At 59.5% G+C, this 17,239-nt stretch carries 17 protein-coding genes; 8 read left to right on the top strand and 9 right to left on the bottom strand.

What is annotated here, in order from left to right:
- The first annotated feature begins 2 nt into the window (after positions 1 to 2).
- From BK659_RS02380 to BK659_RS02390, 3 genes are all read left to right on the top strand, one after another.
- Positions 3 to 572, top strand: coding sequence for a GNAT family N-acetyltransferase (locus BK659_RS02380; RefSeq protein ID WP_123423661.1), 570 nt, complete (start codon positions 3 to 5; stop codon positions 570 to 572).
- A 96-nt stretch (positions 573 to 668) separates the two neighbouring features.
- A complete protein-coding gene (gene tesB / locus BK659_RS02385; protein WP_123423543.1) occupies positions 669 to 1,538 on the top strand; it encodes an acyl-CoA thioesterase II in 870 nt (289 codons plus the stop codon).
- Positions 1,535 to 2,128 (top strand): HAD family hydrolase, encoded by a 594-nt coding sequence (locus BK659_RS02390; protein WP_123423544.1) that lies wholly within the window; start codon positions 1,535 to 1,537, stop codon positions 2,126 to 2,128. The genes tesB and BK659_RS02390 overlap by 4 nt, the downstream gene beginning before the upstream one ends.
- Positions 2,129 to 2,245: 117 nt before the next feature.
- Here BK659_RS02390 and BK659_RS02395 read toward each other — a convergent pair whose 3' ends face one another.
- The 3 genes from BK659_RS02395 to ypfJ (BK659_RS02405) all read right to left on the bottom strand — a co-directional run bounded on the left by BK659_RS02395 (position 2,246) and on the right by ypfJ (BK659_RS02405) (position 5,102).
- Entirely contained in the window at positions 2,246 to 3,211 is a 966-nt protein-coding gene (locus tag BK659_RS02395) for an alpha/beta hydrolase (RefSeq protein WP_123423545.1), read from the bottom strand.
- Entirely contained in the window at positions 3,212 to 4,114 is a 903-nt protein-coding gene (gene ypfJ, locus BK659_RS02400; protein WP_123423546.1) for a KPN_02809 family neutral zinc metallopeptidase, read from the bottom strand. It abuts the gene before it with no gap.
- A 133-nt stretch (positions 4,115 to 4,247) separates the two neighbouring features.
- A complete protein-coding gene (ypfJ, locus tag BK659_RS02405; RefSeq protein WP_123423547.1) occupies positions 4,248 to 5,102 on the bottom strand; it encodes a KPN_02809 family neutral zinc metallopeptidase in 855 nt (284 codons plus the stop codon).
- 238 nt (positions 5,103 to 5,340) lie between these two features.
- Between ypfJ (BK659_RS02405) and BK659_RS02410 the strand changes: the two genes are divergently transcribed.
- Complete coding sequence (locus tag BK659_RS02410) at positions 5,341 to 6,117, top strand: IclR family transcriptional regulator (RefSeq protein ID WP_123423548.1); 777 nt, start codon at positions 5,341 to 5,343, stop codon at positions 6,115 to 6,117.
- Between the two features lie 152 nt (positions 6,118 to 6,269).
- Positions 6,270 to 7,148 carry a DMT family transporter gene (locus tag BK659_RS02415; protein ID WP_123423549.1) on the top strand — a complete coding sequence of 293 codons (879 nt, stop codon included), beginning with the start codon at positions 6,270 to 6,272 and terminating at the stop codon, positions 7,146 to 7,148.
- A 49-nt stretch (positions 7,149 to 7,197) separates the two neighbouring features.
- On the opposite strand, the gene BK659_RS02420 is transcribed toward BK659_RS02415, so the two are convergent.
- On the bottom strand, positions 7,198 to 8,535 hold the full coding sequence (locus BK659_RS02420) for an MFS transporter (protein WP_123423550.1): 1,338 nt from the start codon (positions 8,533 to 8,535) through the stop codon (positions 7,198 to 7,200).
- A 704-nt stretch (positions 8,536 to 9,239) separates the two neighbouring features.
- Here BK659_RS02420 and quiC point away from each other — a divergent pair.
- Both quiC and BK659_RS02430 read left to right on the top strand, forming a co-directional pair.
- Positions 9,240 to 11,144, top strand: coding sequence for a 3-dehydroshikimate dehydratase QuiC (quiC, locus tag BK659_RS02425; protein ID WP_123423551.1), 1,905 nt, complete (start codon positions 9,240 to 9,242; stop codon positions 11,142 to 11,144).
- A 101-nt stretch (positions 11,145 to 11,245) separates the two neighbouring features.
- Positions 11,246 to 11,923: a TetR/AcrR family transcriptional regulator gene (locus BK659_RS02430; protein ID WP_123423552.1), complete on the top strand. Its 678-nt coding sequence runs from the start codon at positions 11,246 to 11,248 to the stop codon at positions 11,921 to 11,923.
- Positions 11,924 to 11,982: 59 nt separating this feature from the next.
- On the opposite strand, the gene BK659_RS02435 is transcribed toward BK659_RS02430, so the two are convergent.
- From BK659_RS02435 to BK659_RS02445, 3 genes are all read right to left on the bottom strand, one after another.
- Positions 11,983 to 12,837 (bottom strand): shikimate dehydrogenase, encoded by an 855-nt coding sequence (locus BK659_RS02435; RefSeq protein WP_123423662.1) that lies wholly within the window; start codon positions 12,835 to 12,837, stop codon positions 11,983 to 11,985.
- A 5-nt stretch (positions 12,838 to 12,842) separates the two neighbouring features.
- The gene (gene aroQ, locus BK659_RS02440) at positions 12,843 to 13,283 is read right to left on the bottom strand and encodes a type II 3-dehydroquinate dehydratase (protein ID WP_123423553.1); all 441 of its coding nucleotides are present in this window, start codon (positions 13,281 to 13,283) and stop codon (positions 12,843 to 12,845) included.
- A gap of 152 nt (positions 13,284 to 13,435) precedes the next feature.
- Positions 13,436 to 14,356 (bottom strand): LysR family transcriptional regulator, encoded by a 921-nt coding sequence (locus BK659_RS02445; RefSeq protein WP_123423554.1) that lies wholly within the window; start codon positions 14,354 to 14,356, stop codon positions 13,436 to 13,438.
- Positions 14,357 to 14,578: 222 nt separating this feature from the next.
- Here BK659_RS02445 and BK659_RS02450 point away from each other — a divergent pair, with 222 nt between their 5' ends.
- Positions 14,579 to 14,782 (top strand): tautomerase family protein, encoded by a 204-nt coding sequence (locus tag BK659_RS02450; protein WP_123423555.1) that lies wholly within the window; start codon positions 14,579 to 14,581, stop codon positions 14,780 to 14,782.
- A 61-nt stretch (positions 14,783 to 14,843) separates the two neighbouring features.
- On the opposite strand, the gene trmA is transcribed toward BK659_RS02450, so the two are convergent.
- Positions 14,844 to 15,923 (bottom strand): tRNA (uridine(54)-C5)-methyltransferase TrmA, encoded by a 1,080-nt coding sequence (gene trmA, locus BK659_RS02455; protein ID WP_123423556.1) that lies wholly within the window; start codon positions 15,921 to 15,923, stop codon positions 14,844 to 14,846.
- Positions 15,920 to 17,215, bottom strand: a complete 1,296-nt coding sequence (locus BK659_RS02460; protein WP_123423557.1) for an NCS2 family permease — start codon at positions 17,213 to 17,215, stop codon at positions 15,920 to 15,922. The genes trmA and BK659_RS02460 overlap by 4 nt, the downstream gene beginning before the upstream one ends.
- Between the last annotated feature and the right edge of the window lie 24 nt (positions 17,216 to 17,239).

A 17,239-nucleotide genomic window follows, 5' to 3' on the forward strand; every position in this document is an offset into this window, starting at 1 on the left:
TGATGGAGCCGATACTGGAACTTGAGAGTGCGCGGCTGCTGATGCGCCAATGGCGTGATGAAGATTTGCCGGCGTTTGCGGCGATGTGCGCCGACCCGCAGGTCATGCGCTACTTTCCGGCACCCTTGAGTCGTCTGGAAAGCGCTGCATTGATCGGGCGAATCCGTGGCCATTTCGCTGAGCATGGTTACGGCTTCTGGGCGCTGGAGCGCAAGGACACTGGCGCATTCATCGGTTTTACCGGATTGGCGGTGGTCGGGTTCGAGGCTTCTTTCACGCCGGCCACCGAAATCGGCTGGCGCCTGGCTCGCGAGCATTGGGGGCTGGGTTACGCCAGTGAAGCGGCCTGGACCGCTCTGCGTTGCGGCTTTGACCGTTTGGCGCTGGACGAAGTCGTGGCGTTTACCACCGCGGCTAACCTGCCGTCGCAGAAGGTGATGCAGGCCATCGGTATGCATCACGACCCGGCGGGGGATTTCGAGCACCCCAAACTCGAGGCCGATCATCCGTTGCGTCACCATGTGCTGTACCGCATTACCCGTGAACAATGGTTGGAAACCTTGCATGGCTAAATGTTTACAATGGGCTCATGGTTGGCCCGGGCCACTATTTGAATCGACCGCCGCAGCCAAGACTGCGCGGCATTGCTCTGTGTGAGGAGAGTCTGAATGAGCCATGTGTTGGATGATCTGGTCGACTTGCTGACCTTGGAACCGATCGAAGAAAACCTGTTTCGCGGTCGCAGCCAGGACCTGGGTTTTCGTCAGCTGTTCGGCGGCCAGGTGTTGGGCCAGTCCCTTTCCGCGGCCAGCCAGACGGTTGAAGAAGCGCGCCATGTGCATTCGATGCATGGTTATTTCCTGCGTCCGGGCGACGCCGGTTTGCCGGTGGTCTACCAGGTGGATCGGGTTCGCGATGGCGGTAGCTTCAGCACCCGCCGCGTGACGGCGATCCAGAAGGGCAACCCGATCTTCACGTGCAGCGCGTCCTTCCAGTACGACGAAGAAGGCTTCGAACACCAGACCCCGATGCCGCAAGTGGTCGGCCCGGAAAACCTGCCGTCGGAGCTGGAACTCACCCAGCAACGCGCGCATTTGATTCCGGAGCACATGCGCGAAAAACTGCTGTGCCCCAAGCCGATCGAATTCCGCCCGGTGACGGAAGCAGACCCGTACAACCCGCAACCGGCCGACCCGATCAAGTACGTCTGGTTTCGCGCCGACGGTGCATTGGCCGACTCACCAGCGCTGCACAAATACCTGCTGGCCTATGCTTCTGACTTTGGTTTGCTGACCAGCTCCTTGCTGCCCCACGGCAAGTCGGTCTGGCAGAAAGACATGCAAGTCGCCAGCCTCGATCACGCGCTGTGGTTCCATGCTGATCTGCGTGCCGATGACTGGCTGCTGTACGCCATGGACAGCCCATGGGCCGGTAACTCCCGTGGCTTTTCCCGTGGCAGTGTGTTTAACCGCGCAGGCAAACTGGTGGCGTCGGTCACTCAGGAAGGCCTGATCCGTCATCGCAAGGATTGGGCATGAGTCTCTCCGAGGTGCGGCATTGGGTGTTTGACATGGACGGCACGCTGACCATTGCCGTGCATGATTTCGTGGCGATTCGTCAGGCGCTGGCGATTCCCGCTGAACACGACATCCTCACCCACCTCGCGGCATTACCGGCCGATGAAGCTGCGGCTAAACACGCCTGGTTGCTGGAACATGAACGGGACCTGGCGCTGGGCTCCAAACCGGCACCCGGCGCGGTGGAACTGGTGCGTGAGCTGGCCGGGCGCGGCTATCGCCTCGGCATTCTCACGCGCAATGCTCGCGAGCTGGCCCATGTCACGCTTGAGGCGATCGGTCTGGCTGACTGCTTTGCGGTAGAGGATGTGCTGGGCCGTGATGAAGCGCCGCCCAAACCTCATCCGGGTGGTCTGTTGAAACTGGCCGAGGCTTGGGATGTGGCACCGAGCGAACTGGTGATGGTCGGTGATTATCGCTTCGACCTGGATTGCGGTCGTGCGGCGGGCGCACGGACGGTGCTGGTGAATCTGCCGGATAACCCGTGGCCCGAGTTGGCCGACTGGCATGCGCAGGATTGTTTGGAATTGCGGCAGATGTTGTCGGCTTAAGGGATTTGTTGTCTGGTTAACCGCTATCGCGAGCAAGCTCGCTCCCACAGGTGTTATGTGATCAATGTGGGAGCGAGCTTGCTCGCGATAGGGCCCTGCCAGGCGACATATTTCTAACTACTGGAACAACGCCTTCTGCCCCTCGGGCGAGGTGAACATCTTGTCCCCGTTGTGCCCGACCCCAGGCACTTCGATCAGCCGCTGATTCAGCCCTTCGGGATGGCGCTGCTGTAAATAGTCGAAATAGTTGTGCCCACGAATCAGCCGATACGCGCCTTGTGTTTCGGCGGCGCAACTTCTATCCAGTGCCGGATGATGCGGGTTGGTGTCTCGCTGACCCAGCAAATAAGTGATGTTGCGCTGGACGTAGCCTTGCTCAAGTTGCTGTGCCGTTTGCCCGTTGGCGTAGTCCGGCAGTTTCAGCAGTCCGTACTTCCAGTCATTGAAACCGGGGCAATGCGCGGCATTGAACGGCCCCGGTCGTTGCTCATCGAAATACGCATACGAAGACGGGTTGGCGATCACGTAGCGCACACTGATTCCCGCCGCTTGCAGTGCTGGCTGATCGTGCCCGAGCAACGCATACCGTTGCACCACTTGTGCACCACCGGAGTGGCCGGCGATGACGATTTCCTTCAGGGTTGGGAACTGCTGGCGATCGCTCAGGCGCTCCAGAATCTTGTCGAGCACCGTAAAGGAACTCAGCGGGTTCGGCCCGGTGGACAGTTCGCCGGCCATCCAGTCATTACCGTGCCAGCGCAGCAGGCTGTCGGGCAGTTGATGGCGAGCGATGTCAGTCTCATTGAGAAACTGCGGTGCGATCACCAGGGTAGTAGTGCTTTGTCCGGCCTGCTCAGCGGCTCTTTCCGCGCTCTGGCGATAGGTTTCAGCGTTGCGCAAGCGCCCATGAATCACGATCAGTACGCGCTGAATCTGCGGTGATGACTGGCTCACGCCAACCGCCAACTCAGAGTCGCCCATGTTCAGGCGACCAGGGCTGATGACCTTGACCCCATGCTCGGCAGCCAGGAGGTTGGCGCTGCAGAATAACAGAGCGAATACCAGCAGCCAGCGCGTGTGCATTTAGAGACTCTTCGTCGCGAAGGTGTCGCATTGACTGACCTGGCCCTGGGCGAAGCCGGTCTTGAACCAGCGAACCCGTTGCGCCGAGGTGCCGTGAGTAAATGAGTCCGGGACCACGCGGCCCTGACCCTGTTGCTGCAAGCGGTCGTCGCCGATGGCATTGGCGGCGTTCAGGGCTTCTTCGACGTCGCCCGGCTCCAGCCAGTTCAGGCGCTTTTGCGCGTTGTTGGCCCAGACACCGGCCAGGCAATCGGCCTGCAACTCCTGACGCACCAGCAGACCGCCGTCACCTTCCATGCGCTGACCTCGTTGACGTGCGGCCTGGATCTTGGCGGATACGCCGAGCAAGGTTTGCACGTGATGACCGACTTCGTGAGCGATTACGTAAGCCTGGGCAAAGTCGCCGGCCGCACCGAAGCGCTGGGACATTTCCTGGAAGAAACTCATGTCCAGATACACCCGTTGATCCGCCGGGCAGTAGAACGGACCGGTCGCCGAGGTGGCGCCACCGCAGGCCGAATTGACCCGGCCGTTGAACAGCAGCAGCTTGGGCGTCGAGTACTGGCGACCGGCTTGCTGGAATATCTGGCCCCAGGTGTCTTCGGTGTCGCCGAGGATCCGCGCGACAAACTCGGCCTGCTGATCATTGGCCGGCGGCGCCTTGCGGGTTTGTATGGTTTGCGTGGTTGCGGGGGCTGACTGTTGGTTCATCTGTCCGGCCAACTGCCCGAGAATCTGCATCGGGTCTTGCCCGGTGATCCAGCCAATACCGACGATCAGCACAATGGCCGTCAGGCTCAGCCCCTTGCCACCACCAAAACGCATCCCACCGCCGCCACCGCCAACATCCTCATCGCGTGCATCCACCACGTTGTCGCTGCGGCGGCCTTTTTTCCATAGCATGTGGGAATCCTCTGTTTGCGCGTGGTGGTGAGTGTCGCTGGTGAGTGGGATAGTCGCCAGTCCGGTCGTCAGACTACGTCAGACTACGTCAGGCGAAAGGCCGTATGGTATTCCGACCTGCGAGACCGGAGGGTTACAGGTGCTCAGCGACGAAGGTGTCGCACTGCTCGAACCGGCCGTCATTGAAGCCAGTCTTGAACCAGTGAGCACGCTGCGCCGAGGTGCCGTGAGTGAAGGTCTCTGGCATCACGCTGGCTGTTTGGTTCCCTTGTCGGTAGTCGTCACCGAACACTGCGGCAGCCTGCAACGCCTCTTCGAGATCGCCCGGTTCCAGCCAGTTCAGACGCTGTTGCGCGTGATACGCCCAGACACCTGCCAGGCAATCGGCTTGCAGCTCCGAGCGCACTTCGAGCCCGTCTTCGCCGGCGACCGTTTGACCGGCGCTCAGTGCGTCCTCGAACGGCCGCGACAAGCCCAGTTGCGTTTGCACGTGATGACCGACTTCGTGGGCGATCACATACGCTTGGGCGAAGTCACCGACCACCGAAAAACGCTGTGACATTTCACGAAAAAACGTCAGGTCCAGATACACCTGCTGGTTCTCCGGGCAATAAAACGGCCCGCTGGCAGAGGAGGCAAAACCACAGGCTGATACCACGCCGTGGTCAAAGAGGGTCAGGGTCGGTTCTGGGTATGGGCGATTGAGTGGCTGGAAAATCTGCTTCCAGGTGTCCTCGGTATCCCCGAGTACGGCGCGGACAAATGCCAGTTCCGGGTCTTCGACAGGCGTCGAGATGACGCTGATCGGCGAGGGATTGGTTGAACGAGGACTTTCGAAAAACGGCGTCAGGCTGGTCAGCGTGCCGATACCCATTACCGTGGCGGTGCCGAGCATTACCCCGAGTTTTTTACCAGGCGTGAACCGGGTTGCCGTGTCCTCTCGGGTGTCCTTTACGTTGTCGCTGGGGCGGGCTTTGTTCCATAACATGTTGACGTTCCTTGTAGGTTGAGCGGCATTCATTGCCTCCCCAATGGATAACAGTTATGGCGTGCAGCGGGCGCAGAAAAGTGTAAAGGCGCGTAAGGCATGACTGATTGCCGCCTTCACTTGTTCACACAGGGCCATTTCCTGTTCATACACGGCGGCGATCGAACGCGGCAGTTCCACATTTTGCATTCATTCGGTTGTCTTTTAGAATCGGCTAAATTTCGTCTGGAATCCCACCATGGCCGGCAGTCAAATCGAACGTGTCTTCAGTGTGCTCGAAAGTCTTACCAGCGATCCGCGAGGTCTGCCGATGCAGGTGTTGGCCGAGCAGCTGGAGATCCCGAAAAGTGCGACGCACCGTTTGCTCGCCGAGTTGATCCGGCTGGGTTATGTGCGACAGAACCCGGACAACTTGCGTTATCACCTGTCGACCAAACTGGTTGCCATGGGCTTTCGTTACCTGTCGAGTAGCGGCGCGGATATCGTCCAGCCGGTGCTGGATCGGTTGGCCCAGGAAACCGGAGAGCTGGTGCGATTGGGCGTGATTGAAGGCGAGCGTCAGACCTGGATTGCCAAGTCTCAGGGCGCGCGTTCAGGTTTGCGCTATGACCCGGACATGGGCCGCGATGCGCCGTTGTTCTACACCGCGTCCGGGCACGCGTGGCTGGCCTGCCTCAGTGATGCCGAGGCCTTGTCGCTGGTGGAGCGGCAGGCGGCGGATGTACCGCTGGAGCTTGGACCGAATGCGCCACGTTCCAATATCGAACTGCTCGAACGCCTGCGGCTGGCTCGCGAACACGGTTATGCCTGGGTTCTAGAGAGCTCGGCGGTCGGCACCTCGGCAATCGCCGCCGTGGTGCGCCATCCGGTGGATGGGCGGGTGGTGGGCGTACTCAGTATCGCCGGGCCGAGTGCGCGGTTGCCCGAATCACGACTGCATGAGCTGGCGCCGTTGTTGTTGCAGTTTGCTCAGGAATTGTCGTCGGCGAGTCAGGCCTCGGAGCTGTTCAACTGATCGTCATTCCCCTGTAGAAGCTGTGCGATGATCGAACACTTTTTGTTTTTTACTGTTCAGAAAACTGGAATCAAGTTCTAGATTGTTGGAGCTCCATAGTGCCTTGCGCGCGATGCTTTTTGACCTTTGATGCAAGACACAAGGGATACCCCATGACGCTCAGCACGCCGCTCTCCGGTATCAATCAACCCTTCAAAGGCATCCTGCTGATCGTTGTCGCGACCTTCCTGTTTTCCACTCACGACGCCTTGTCGAAATACCTGTCGGGCTTCTATCCGGTGATCATGGTGGTGTGGGCGCGTTATCTGGTTCACACGCTACTGATGGCCGGGATTTTTCTGCCGCAATCCGGGTTGCGTGTCCTGCGCACGAAACGCCCGTTGCTGCAGTTGCTGCGGGCGTTGTGCTTGCTTGGCACCAGTCTGTTGTTCACCACGGGCCTATTGTTCATCCCGTTGGCGGAAGCCACGGCGGTCAACTTTCTTGCGCCGGTGTTGGTGACCGCATTGTCGGTGCCATTGCTCGGTGAGCGGGTGACGCGCGGGCAATGGCTGGCGGTGATTTGCGGGTTTATCGGCGTGTTGATCATCGTCCACCCCGGCGGCGAGTTGTTCACTCCGGCGGTATTGCTGCCGTTCTGCTCGGCGTTGTTCTTCTGCTTTTACCAACTGCTGACGCGCAAACTCAGCGAGATCGACAGCCCGACCACCAGTAACTTCTTGGCTGGTTTGTGCAACACCCTGGTCATGAGTGCGCTGGTGCCGATGTTCTGGCAAGTGCCGAGTTTGACTCATGGCCTGTTGATGGTGGCGTTGGGTAGCTGCGGGATGACGGCGCATTTGCTGCTGACTCAGGCGTTTCGGCATGCCGCACCGGCATTGCTGGCACCCTTTGGTTACTGTCAGATCGTGTTTGCCGGACTGCTCGGCTGGCTGCTGTTTTCCCACACGCCGAGCCTGACCACGGTGATTGGTATCGCGATCATTTGCGTCAGTGGTCTGGCGGCGGCCTGGCAACAGCGGCGTCGTTGAGCAGGGGGAGGGAATGCAGGCCCGGGATCAGGCCTGCGAGAAGGCTGGATCAGTCTTCGAGGTTCGGAATCTTGCGCGGTGCCATGAAGTACAGCCAGATCAGTGCGATGAAGTACATCGCCGGAATCATGGTGAACAGCACGGTGTAGTTGTTGTTGGTGATGGTCAGAATGTGCCCGACCAGTTGGGTCATGAACATCCCGCCAATGGCTGCGCACATCCCGCCGAAACCGAACACCGTGCTCATCATGTGCTTGGGCGTGTAGTCCATCACCAGGCTCCAGATGTTTGCGGTCCAGGCCTGGTGTGCACCGATGGCCAGCGAGATGGCAAACACCGCGACCCACAGGTTGCTGGAACCGGCGGCCATGATCACGCCGATGATGCAGCAGGCGAACAGCAGCATCGACATCAGTCGCGCCTTGATCGGGTTGATCCCGCGACCGATCAGGAACGAGGACAGAATGCCGCCGCCGACGCTGCCGAAGTCGGCGGTCAGGTAGATGATGATCAGCGGGATACCCATCTGCGTGACGTTGATCCCCAGGTTGTATTGCTGGTTGAGGAACGGTGGTAGCCAGTACAGGTAGAACCAGAACACCGGCGCGGTCATCGAATACGCGAGGGCGAAGGCCCAAGTGCCACGCATCCGCAGGATCCGAGAGAACGGCACGCGGGTTTGTTCCGGTTCGACTTCCTTCTGGATGTAGTCCAGTTCCGATTGTTTCACCGACGGGTGATCTTCCGGGTTGAAGTACTTCAGGCCCCAGAACAGCAACCAGATCCCGCCCAGCGCCGACATGCACAGGAACGCGGCTTGCCAGCCCCAGACGTGGAGGATCAGCGGCAGCAGCATCGGCGTGAACATCGCGCCGACGTTGGTCCCGGCGTTGAAGATGCCAGTGGCCACGGCGCGCTCACCGGCAGGGAACCACAGCCGGGTGGTTTTCACGCAGGCCGGGTAGTTGGCGGCTTCGGTCAGCCCGAGGATAAAGCGGCAAACCATAAAGCCTGCGGCCGAGGTTGCCAGACCATGGGCACCGGTGGCCAGGCTCCAGAGCAAGACCGAGCAGAAGAACACGCGCTTCACGCCGACCCGGTCGATCAGTCGGCCTTGCAGCACGAAGCCGACGGCATAGCCGACCTGAAACCAGAAGTTGATGTTGGCGTAGTCCATCGCCGTCCAGCTCATTTCCTTGGCCAGAATCGGCTGCATGACACCCAGTGCGGCGCGGTCGATGTAGTTCAGGGTGGTGGCGAAAAACACCAGCGCCAGCATGCCCCAACGGGTTTTGCCGACCGCCATGGCGCCGCGGATTTTGTCGCCGATACCGCCGGTTGAGACGCCCAGGCCTGCGGCCATGCGTGAACTTTGAGAAGGAATCATGTGTGCCATCCGTTCAATGACTGACAAGCAAGGCTTGTCGGGACTTCATGGGCGCGAGATCAATCGTCGGGATGCACAAGTGCACAGGGCGAAATCAATGATTGATCGGCTGAGTGTTTGTGTTGGCTCAGTGTTGGCTGAGTCAACCAAAGCGCTTGTTCAGCGTGCGGGCCGGGTTCGGTCGCAGGCGCCAGAAAGGCTTGAAGGTGATTGGCGGTCGGGCGCCAGACACGGGGAATGAAGGAGAGAGCAACGGAGCGAGGCGTTGAATGCAAGCATGAGCGTGTACCCGATTTTTGAAATTTTTATGGTGTGTTCTGGGTCTTTGGTCACTTCGACCGGTGATTCATGACCGGACTCAATGTGCTGTCGATGGTGCGCAGCGAGCGAAAAATCGTCAATTCGCCAACAACCATTGTGTTCGATAATCGCACAGTAAACTAACCGGTTGGTACACTTTGAATTGCTCTGATCATTCATGCAGCCAATAATTTGCCTCAAGTTAAACGCGATCCCTCGTAGCAGCTGGCGAAGCCTGCGTTCGGCTGCGCAGCAGTCGTGAAATCAGATGATGCGATGAGTCAGGAGGACCGCGCACTCAGGATTTACGACTGCTTTGCAGCCGAACGCAGGCTTCGCCAGCTGCTACGAAAAGCCGTGTTGTGCCTCTAACACGATCAGCCCATCCCACCGGGAGTCGAAACATGCAGCGTTCCATTGCCACCGTTTCCTTGAGCGGTACCTTGCCGGAAAAACTCGAAGCCATCGCCGCCGCGGGTTTCGATGGGGTGGAAATCTTCGAAAACGACCTTCTGTACTACGACGGCAGCCCGCGTGAAATCAAACAGATGTGCGCTGACCTGGGCATCGCCATCACCCTGTTTCAACCGTTTCGCGATTTCGAAGGCTGTCGCCGCGACCGCCTGCCGCGCAACCTCGAACGTGCCGAGCGCAAGTTCGACCTGATGCAGGAACTGGGCACCGACCTGGTGCTGGTGTGCAGTAATGCCTCGGCCGACAGCATTGGCGATGAGCAGATTCTGGTCGACGACCTGCGCCAGCTGGCCGAGCGCGCCGGGGCTCGTGGCTTGCGGATCGGTTATGAAGCGCTGGCCTGGGGCCGGCATGTGAACACTTATCAACAGGTCTGGAATATCGTCCGCCAGGCGGACCATCCGAGTCTGGGCGTGTTGCTGGACAGCTTTCATACCTTGTCGCTCAAGGGCGATCCACGGGCTATCGCGGACATTCCCGGCGAGAAGATTTTCTTTGTGCAAATGGCCGATGCGCCGATCCTGGCGATGGACGTGCTGGAGTGGAGCCGACATTTTCGTTGCTTCCCCGGACAGGGCGAATTCGACTTGCCGGGTTTCCTCGCGCCGATTATCCAGAGCGGCTACACCGGGCCGTTGTCGCTGGAGATCTTCAACGATGGATTCCGCGCCGCGCCGCCACGCGCCAACGCCGCAGATGGCCTGCGTTCCTTGCTGTATCTGGAAGAGAAGACCCGAGCGCGTTTGCAGCAGCAACACGCTACGCCGGCGCCGAATTTCGATATTCTTTTCGCCACGCCGCCGGCCAGTGAATACGACGGCATCGAATTTCTTGAGTTCGCGGTGGACGAAAGTCTCGGCGCCAAGCTGTCCCACTGGCTGGAGCGACTGGGTTTCGTCAAGGCCGGTGAGCACCGCTCCAAGAACGTCACGCTGCTGCGTCAGGGCGATATCAATCTGATTCTCAACTCTGAACCTTATTCGTTTGCTCACAGCTTTTTCGAAGCGCACGGGCCGTCATTGTGCGCGACTGCGGTGCGGGTCAAAGACAGCGCCAGCGCGCTGGCCCGAGCGGTGGCCTACAAGGGGCAACCCTATCGCGGGCTGGTCGGCCCCAATGAGCTGGAACTGGCGGCGGTCCGTGCGCCGGATGGCAGCCTGATTTATCTGGTGGATGAACACGCCGATGTCTATGGCACCGACTTCCGGTTGCTACCGACAGCAGCCTCCGCTGGCGGGCTCAAAAGAATCGACCACATGGCGATGGCGCTGCCGGCGGACAGCCTCGACAGTTGGGTGCTGTTCTACAAAAGCCTGCTGGATTTCGAGGCCGACGATGAAGTGGTGTTGCCGGATCCTTACGGCCTGGTGAAAAGTCGCGCGCTGCGCAGTCGTTGCAGCTCGATCCGCTTGCCGCTGAACATTTCCGAGAACCGCAATACTGCGATCTCTCACGCCTTGTCCAGTTATCGCGGTTCCGGTGTGCACCACATTGCCTTCGACTGCGACGATATTTTTGCTGAAGTCAGTCGCGCCAAAGCGGCCGGCGTACCGCTGCTGGACATCCCGCTCAACTATTACGATGACCTCGCCGCACGCTTTGATTTCGATGACGAGTTCCTCAGCGAGCTCGCCTATTACAACGTGCTGTATGACCGCGATGCCCAGGGTGGTGAGTTGTTTCATGTGTACACCGAACCCTTTGAAGGGCGCTTTTTCTTCGAAATCATCCAGCGCAAGAACGGCTACATGGGGTACGGCGCGGCCAACGTTGCGGTGCGTCTGGCGGCAATGGCGAAATCACGCAGCGGTGGCTTGCGTCACGCCAAGTTGTAGGAGAATCGTAAACACAGGGGTAAACGGCCGTGGCGAAGCTTCCTTCACTGCATCGTGCGGCCCATAATCGCCAGCTGTGCAGTGATGGCCTTGAGCCCGGAATGAGAATGACCACAGAACTCACCGTCGCGCCCGACGAACCCTTGATCGAGCCGCGCAAGAGTCGCAAGAACAACCCGGAAAAGACCCGCGAGAACATTCTTCAAGAAGCCATTGTCGAGTTCGTCCAGCAGGGTCTGTCCGGCGCTCGTGTTGATGCGATCGCCGAGCGTATCCACACCTCGAAGCGGATGATCTATTACTACTTCGGTAGCAAGGAACAGCTCTACGTCGAGGTGCTGGAGAAGCTTTACGGCGACATCCGTAGCACTGAAAGTCGCTTGCACCTGGCTGAGCTGGAACCGCGTGAGGCGATCCGGCGGCTGGTGGAGTTCACCTTCGATCACCATGACCGCAACGTCGATTTTGTGCGCATCGTCAGTATCGAGAACATCCACAATGCCGAGTACGTGAAGCACTCAGAAGCGATCAAGGCGATGAACAATACGATCCTCGATTCGCTGGGCGTGATTCTGCGTCGCGGTGCCGAGGAGGGCGTGTTCCGCAGCGGGCTGGATCCGCTGGACGTGCATTTGCTGATCAGTTCGTTCTGTTTTTACCGGGTGTCGAACCGTCATACCTTCGGTGAGATTTTTCAGATCGACTTGCCGGACGAAACGATCAAGCAACGTCATCGCCAGATGATCTGCGACTCGGTGTTGCGTTATTTACAGGCGTAATTCAGTCGTTAAAAGATCGCAGCCCGTAGGAGCTGCCGCAGGCTGCGATCTTTTGATCTTCAACCATTCATGCTTTGAAAGTGCGCGAGCATCCGCCGCGCATCCGGCACCACGCCGCTGAACAGTTCGAAGGCCTTCACCGCCTGGAACACTGCCATGTTGCCGCCATCCAGAGTACGGCAACCCAAGGCTTTGGCATTGCGCAGCAATTCGGTTTCCAGTGGAAAGTAAACAATCTCCGCGACCCACAACTCGGCCCGCAGCAACTCTACTGGCACTGGCATGCCGGGCAGTTTGGCCATGCCCATCGGCGTGGTGTTGACCAGTCCATCCGCTTGCGCCAGCGCACTTGGCAGATCGCTGCCGGCACAAGCCCGACCGCTGCCAAAATGCTGGTTGAGGTTGTTCGCAAGGCTTTGCGCGCGGCTGCTGTCCACGTCGAAAATACTCAGCTGCTGCACGCCTTCGCTCAATAGCGCGTGGGCGACTGCGGCACCGGCACCGCCAGCACCCATTTGGACGACACGCTCGCGGGCGGTGCCGTTCAAGCCACGCCGAAAGCCTTCGGCAAAACCCAGGCAGTCGGTGTTGTGCCCAATGCGTTTTCCATCCTTGAGCACCACGGTGTTGACTGCGCCAATGCCTCGGGCTTCAGGCGAGAGTTCATCGAGTAGCGGGATGATCGCCTGTTTGCACGGAAAGGTGACGTTCAGGCCGGTGAAGTTCATCCGCTCGGCTGCCATCAGCAAGTCGGGGAGGGCGCCGCTGTCGAGTTTCAGCTGATCGAGGTCGATCAACCGATAGAGGTAGCGCAGGCCTTGGGCATCGCCCTCGTGCTCATGCAACGCAGGGGTTCGGGACGCCTGGATGCCGGCGCCGATCAATCCTGCGAGTACAGCGTTGTTCTGCGACATGTGGCTCATCCCTTCAAGCGATGGCTGAAATGCTCCAGCGCCAGGCGATAGCCGTGGCTGCCAAAACCGCACAACACTGCGGTGGCAATGGCCGAAACGAACGAGTGATGACGGAACGGCTCGCGCGCATGCACGTTGGACAGGTGCACTTCGATTACCGGTAACTCGCTGGCGATCAGCGCGTCTCGAATCGCTACCGAGGTGTGCGTCCAGGCCGCCGGGTTGATCACGATCCCGGCGCAACGACCGCGTGCCGAATGAATCCAGTCGAGCAATTCGCCTTCGTGGTTGGTCTGGCGAAACTCCACCACCAGACCGAACTCTTCGGCGGCGCGACCGCACAAGGCCGAAATGTCGGCCAGGGTTTCGTGACCATAAGTCGCCGGCTCACGAGTGCCGAGCAGGTTCAGGTTCGGGCCGTTGAGCACCAGAACGATAGGGGCCATCAGGGGGATCTCCATTGTTATTGTGGGCGTAGGTCGAGGAAGACCCGCCTGTGGAGATAAATTGTACTAGCTGGTTAACTTGGTCAATTGAAGCTGAGCGCCAAGGCTCAAAGGATTGAAATAAGTGTTCGATGATCGGACGGTCGCTGTCGTTACCCTGCCCAGTGCGGCTGATGTTCAAGCAGAAAATCAATAAACGCCCGTAACCGAAGCGGCACATGACGACTCTGCGGATACAGCAACGTGAAAGGCCGCGAACGCCCGCCAAAAGGCTGAAGCACTTCAATCAGTGAACCCTCGGCCAGCTCTTTCTCGACGATGAAGCGATAGGTCTGAAACAGCCCGGCGCCATGCCTGGCCAGTGTCACGCCGCCCAATACGTCGTCGGAGCAACTGAAGCCGCTCTCGGCGAGTACCTCCAGTTGCTTGCGATTGTCGTTGAACAACCAGGAAATGCGCCGACCGCTGCTGGGCAATTCGAACTGGATGCATTCGTGCCGGTGCAGATCGTCGAGGGTTTGCGGGGTGCCTGCGCGTTGCAGGTAATCGGGGCTGGCGATCACCACGAGTGCGGCGTCTTCAAGGTGTCGGGCGATCAACCCGGAGTCGGGGATGGCACGCACGCGAATCGCCAGGTCATAGCCTTCGTCGACGAAATCAATGTTGCGATTGCTGATATGTGCTTCGACCTGCACGTCAGGGAAGCGCACTCGAAACGCCGGTAGCAACGGCAGGATGCGGTGATGAGCGTAAGTGGTGGGAATACTGATACGCAATTTGCCGGACGGCGCTTGCTGCTGGCCCATCACTTCGCGTTGGGCCTCGACCAGTTGCGCCACCGCCTGACGGCATTGCTCGAAATAACGGCGTCCGCTGTCGGTCAACTTCACACTGCGCGTCGTACGGGCGAACAGCCGCACCCCCAGGCGCTCCTCCATGCGCGACACCGAACGGCTGACGGCTGCTGGGGTCACACCGGCCACCAACGCCGCAGCGGTAAAACTGCCGGCTTCGGCCGCCAGACAAAACAGCTCGATGCTGCCCAGCTGAAGATCGTCGAACTGTCGCTGCATGATTGATTACACCGGGGATCAAATGAAGTGTCTGAATCTGTATTTATCAAATGCTGTCGGATAAATACAGCGAGTGCCCTCTAACACTCATTTTGAAGGTGCCACCCTTGTTCAGCACCGGCAGCACCACCGGTCAGGTATTGGCGGTCAATGGCGGAATGAGCGCTGGCAAGTGGTAAACATTGGGCTGCATTTTCCTGATCACATCACTGGAGAAACATCATGCCTTTCGTAAGCGTGCGTATTACCCGCGACGGTGCCACCAAGGAACAGAAAGCCCAGGTCATCGCCGAAATCACCGACACCTTGCACCGGGTTCTCGGCAAACGGCCAGACTTGACCCACATTGTGATCGAAGAAATCGACACCGATAACTGGGGCTATGCCGGCATGACCACCACCGAGTATCGACAGCAACAGGGATGAGTAGGTGCCTCGCACAAAAAAGCCGTCATCAAGACGGCTGTTTTGTATTGAACGTGTGCGATCAACGCCGGGTCAGCAAGACCCCGGATTCCATGTGGTGCGTCCACGGGAACTGATCGAACATCGCGCAGCGGGTGATGCGGTGGGTGTCGTGCAATTGGGCGATGTTGGCCGCCAGCGTCTCCGGGTTGCACGAGATGTACAGAATGTTCTCGAAGCGTCGGGTCAGCTCGCACGTGTCCGGGTCCATGCCGGCGCGCGGCGGGTCGACGAATACGCTACCGAACTCGTAGCTCTTCAGATCAATGCCGTGCAAACGGCGGAACGGGCGAACTTCATTCAACGCTTCGGTCAGCTCTTCGGCAGACAACCGCACCAGAGTGACGTTATCCACAGCGTTTTCACTGAGGTTGCTCAGCGCCGCATTCACCGAGGTCTTGCTGATTTCGGTAGCCAGCACTTTGCGCACGCGGGTCGCCAGCGGCAGGGTGAAGTTGCCGTTGCCGCAATACAGCTCCAGCAAATCGTCGGAACGATCACCCAGGGCGTCGTACGCCCAGTTGAGCATCTTCTGGTTCACTGTGCCGTTCGGCTGAGTGAATGCGCCTTCAGGTTGGCGATAGCTGAAGGTGCGACCACCGACTTCAAGTTTCTCGACCACATAATCATGGCCGATCACTTCGCGTTTGCCCTTGGAACGACCGATCACGCTGACATTCAGGTCTGCGGCCAGTTTTGAAGCCGCCGTGTGCCAGTGTTCGTCCAGCGGACGGTGATAACACAAGGTGATCATCGCATCACCGGCCAGGGTGGTCAGGAACTCCACCTGAAACAGCTTGTGGCTCAAGGCGGCGCTGGCTTGCCAGGCGGCCTTGAGCTGCGGCATCAACTGGTTGATGCGCAGGCTTGCGATCGGGAATTCTTCGATCAGGATCGGCGTGCGTTTGTCTTCCTGGGAGAACATCGCGTAGTGACGCTCGCCGGCTTCGCGCCACAGACGGAATTCGGCGCGCAGGCGAAAGTTCTTCAATGGCGAGTTGAACACCGCAGGTTCAGGTGCATCGAACGGCGCCAGCAGGTCACGCAGGCGCGTGGCCTTTTCTTCGAGCTGAGCAGTGTAAGCCTGGGAATCGAAAGTCATGCGTTGAACCAACCCAACTTGATCACGAACAGAATCGACAGAATCACCAACGCCGAGTTCAGTTCACGGCCACGGCCGGACAGCAACTTGATCGCGGTCCAGGAAATGAAACCGAACGCGATACCGTTGGCGATGGAGTAAGTGAACGGCATGGCCAGCGCGGTGACCACCACAGGCGCGGCGACGGTGATGTCGTCCCAGTCTATTTCCGCCAGGCCCGAGGTCATCAATACGGCGACGAACAGCAGGGCGGGTGCGGTGGCGAACGCCGGTACGCTGCTGGCCAGCGGTGCGAAGAACAGCGCCAGCAGGAACAGGATCGCCACGACTACCGCCGTCAGACCGGTACGACCGCCGGCGCTGACGCCCGCCGCCGATTCGATGTAACTGGTGGTGGTCGAAGTGCCCAGCAGGGAACCGGCCATGGCCGCGGTGCTGTCGGCGATCAGCGCACGACCCATTTTTGGCATGTGACCGTCCTTGCCCATCAGGCCGGCGCGCTTGGCGACGCCGATCAGGGTGCCGGAGTTGTCGAACAGATCGACGAACAGGAAAGCGAAAATCACGCTGACCAGACCGATGTCCAACGCGCCCTTGATGTCCAGTTGCAGGAAGGTCGGCGCCAGCGAAGGTGGCATCGCCATCACGCCGCCGAACGGTGTGAAGCCCAGGGCGATGGAAACGATGGTCACGGCCAGGATGCCGATCAGTACCGCACCGCGCACTTTCAGGGCTTCAAGGGCAACGATCAACGCAAAACCCAGGGTCGCGAGGATCGGTGCCGGTTGTTTCAGGTCGCCGAGGCCAACCATGGTCGCAGGGTTGCTGACCACGATACCGGCGTTGTGCAGGGCGATCAGCGCCAGGAACAGGCCGATACCGGCGGCAATCGCCGAGCGCAACGCCAATGGGATGCTGTTGATGATCCATTCGCGGATGCGAAAGATCGACAACAGGAAAAACATGACCGCCGAGATGAACACCGCACCCAGCGCCACTTGCCAGGTGTGGCCCATGTGCAGAACCACGGTGTAGGTGAAGAAGGCATTCAGGCCCATGCCCGGTGCCAGCGCGATCGGGTAGTTGGCGATCAGGCCCATGGTCGTCGAGCCGATGGCCGCAGCCAGGCACGTTGCGACAAACACCGCGCCCTTGTCCATGCCGGTCTCGCCGAGGATGCTCGGGTTGACGAACAGAATGTAGGCCATGGCCAAAAAGGTCGTGATACCGGCAAGAATCTCGGTACGCACGTTGGTGTTGTGTGCCTTGAGTTGAAACAGCCTTTCCAGCATGTCTGCTCCCCGTGGCGCGCCTGG

It is taken from the genome of Pseudomonas brassicacearum, from assembly GCF_003732225.1.
In the GTDB taxonomy this organism is placed as follows: Bacteria; Pseudomonadota; Gammaproteobacteria; order Pseudomonadales; family Pseudomonadaceae; genus Aquipseudomonas; species Aquipseudomonas brassicacearum_E.

Excerpts from the sequence above, each read along its gene's own strand:
- BK659_RS02380 (WP_123423661.1), top strand. The coding sequence starts at position 3 with ATGGAGCCGATACTGGAACTTGAGAGTGCGCGGCTGCTGATGCGCCAA.
- tesB (WP_123423543.1), top strand. The coding sequence starts at position 669 with ATGAGCCATGTGTTGGATGATCTGGTCGACTTGCTGACCTTGGAACCG.
- BK659_RS02390 (WP_123423544.1), top strand. The coding sequence starts at position 1,535 with ATGAGTCTCTCCGAGGTGCGGCATTGGGTGTTTGACATGGACGGCACG.
- BK659_RS02395 (WP_123423545.1), bottom strand. The coding sequence starts at position 3,211 with ATGCACACGCGCTGGCTGCTGGTATTCGCTCTGTTATTCTGCAGCGCC.
- ypfJ (WP_123423546.1), bottom strand. The coding sequence starts at position 4,114 with ATGCTATGGAAAAAAGGCCGCCGCAGCGACAACGTGGTGGATGCACGC.
- ypfJ (WP_123423547.1), bottom strand. The coding sequence starts at position 5,102 with ATGTTATGGAACAAAGCCCGCCCCAGCGACAACGTAAAGGACACCCGA.
- BK659_RS02410 (WP_123423548.1), top strand. The coding sequence starts at position 5,341 with ATGGCCGGCAGTCAAATCGAACGTGTCTTCAGTGTGCTCGAAAGTCTT.
- BK659_RS02415 (WP_123423549.1), top strand. The coding sequence starts at position 6,270 with ATGACGCTCAGCACGCCGCTCTCCGGTATCAATCAACCCTTCAAAGGC.
- BK659_RS02420 (WP_123423550.1), bottom strand. The coding sequence starts at position 8,535 with ATGATTCCTTCTCAAAGTTCACGCATGGCCGCAGGCCTGGGCGTCTCA.
- quiC (WP_123423551.1), top strand. The coding sequence starts at position 9,240 with ATGCAGCGTTCCATTGCCACCGTTTCCTTGAGCGGTACCTTGCCGGAA.
- BK659_RS02430 (WP_123423552.1), top strand. The coding sequence starts at position 11,246 with ATGAGAATGACCACAGAACTCACCGTCGCGCCCGACGAACCCTTGATC.
- BK659_RS02435 (WP_123423662.1), bottom strand. The coding sequence starts at position 12,837 with ATGTCGCAGAACAACGCTGTACTCGCAGGATTGATCGGCGCCGGCATC.
- aroQ (WP_123423553.1), bottom strand. The coding sequence starts at position 13,283 with ATGGCCCCTATCGTTCTGGTGCTCAACGGCCCGAACCTGAACCTGCTC.
- BK659_RS02445 (WP_123423554.1), bottom strand. The coding sequence starts at position 14,356 with ATGCAGCGACAGTTCGACGATCTTCAGCTGGGCAGCATCGAGCTGTTT.
- BK659_RS02450 (WP_123423555.1), top strand. The coding sequence starts at position 14,579 with ATGCCTTTCGTAAGCGTGCGTATTACCCGCGACGGTGCCACCAAGGAA.
- trmA (WP_123423556.1), bottom strand. The coding sequence starts at position 15,923 with ATGACTTTCGATTCCCAGGCTTACACTGCTCAGCTCGAAGAAAAGGCC.
- BK659_RS02460 (WP_123423557.1), bottom strand. The coding sequence starts at position 17,215 with ATGCTGGAAAGGCTGTTTCAACTCAAGGCACACAACACCAACGTGCGT.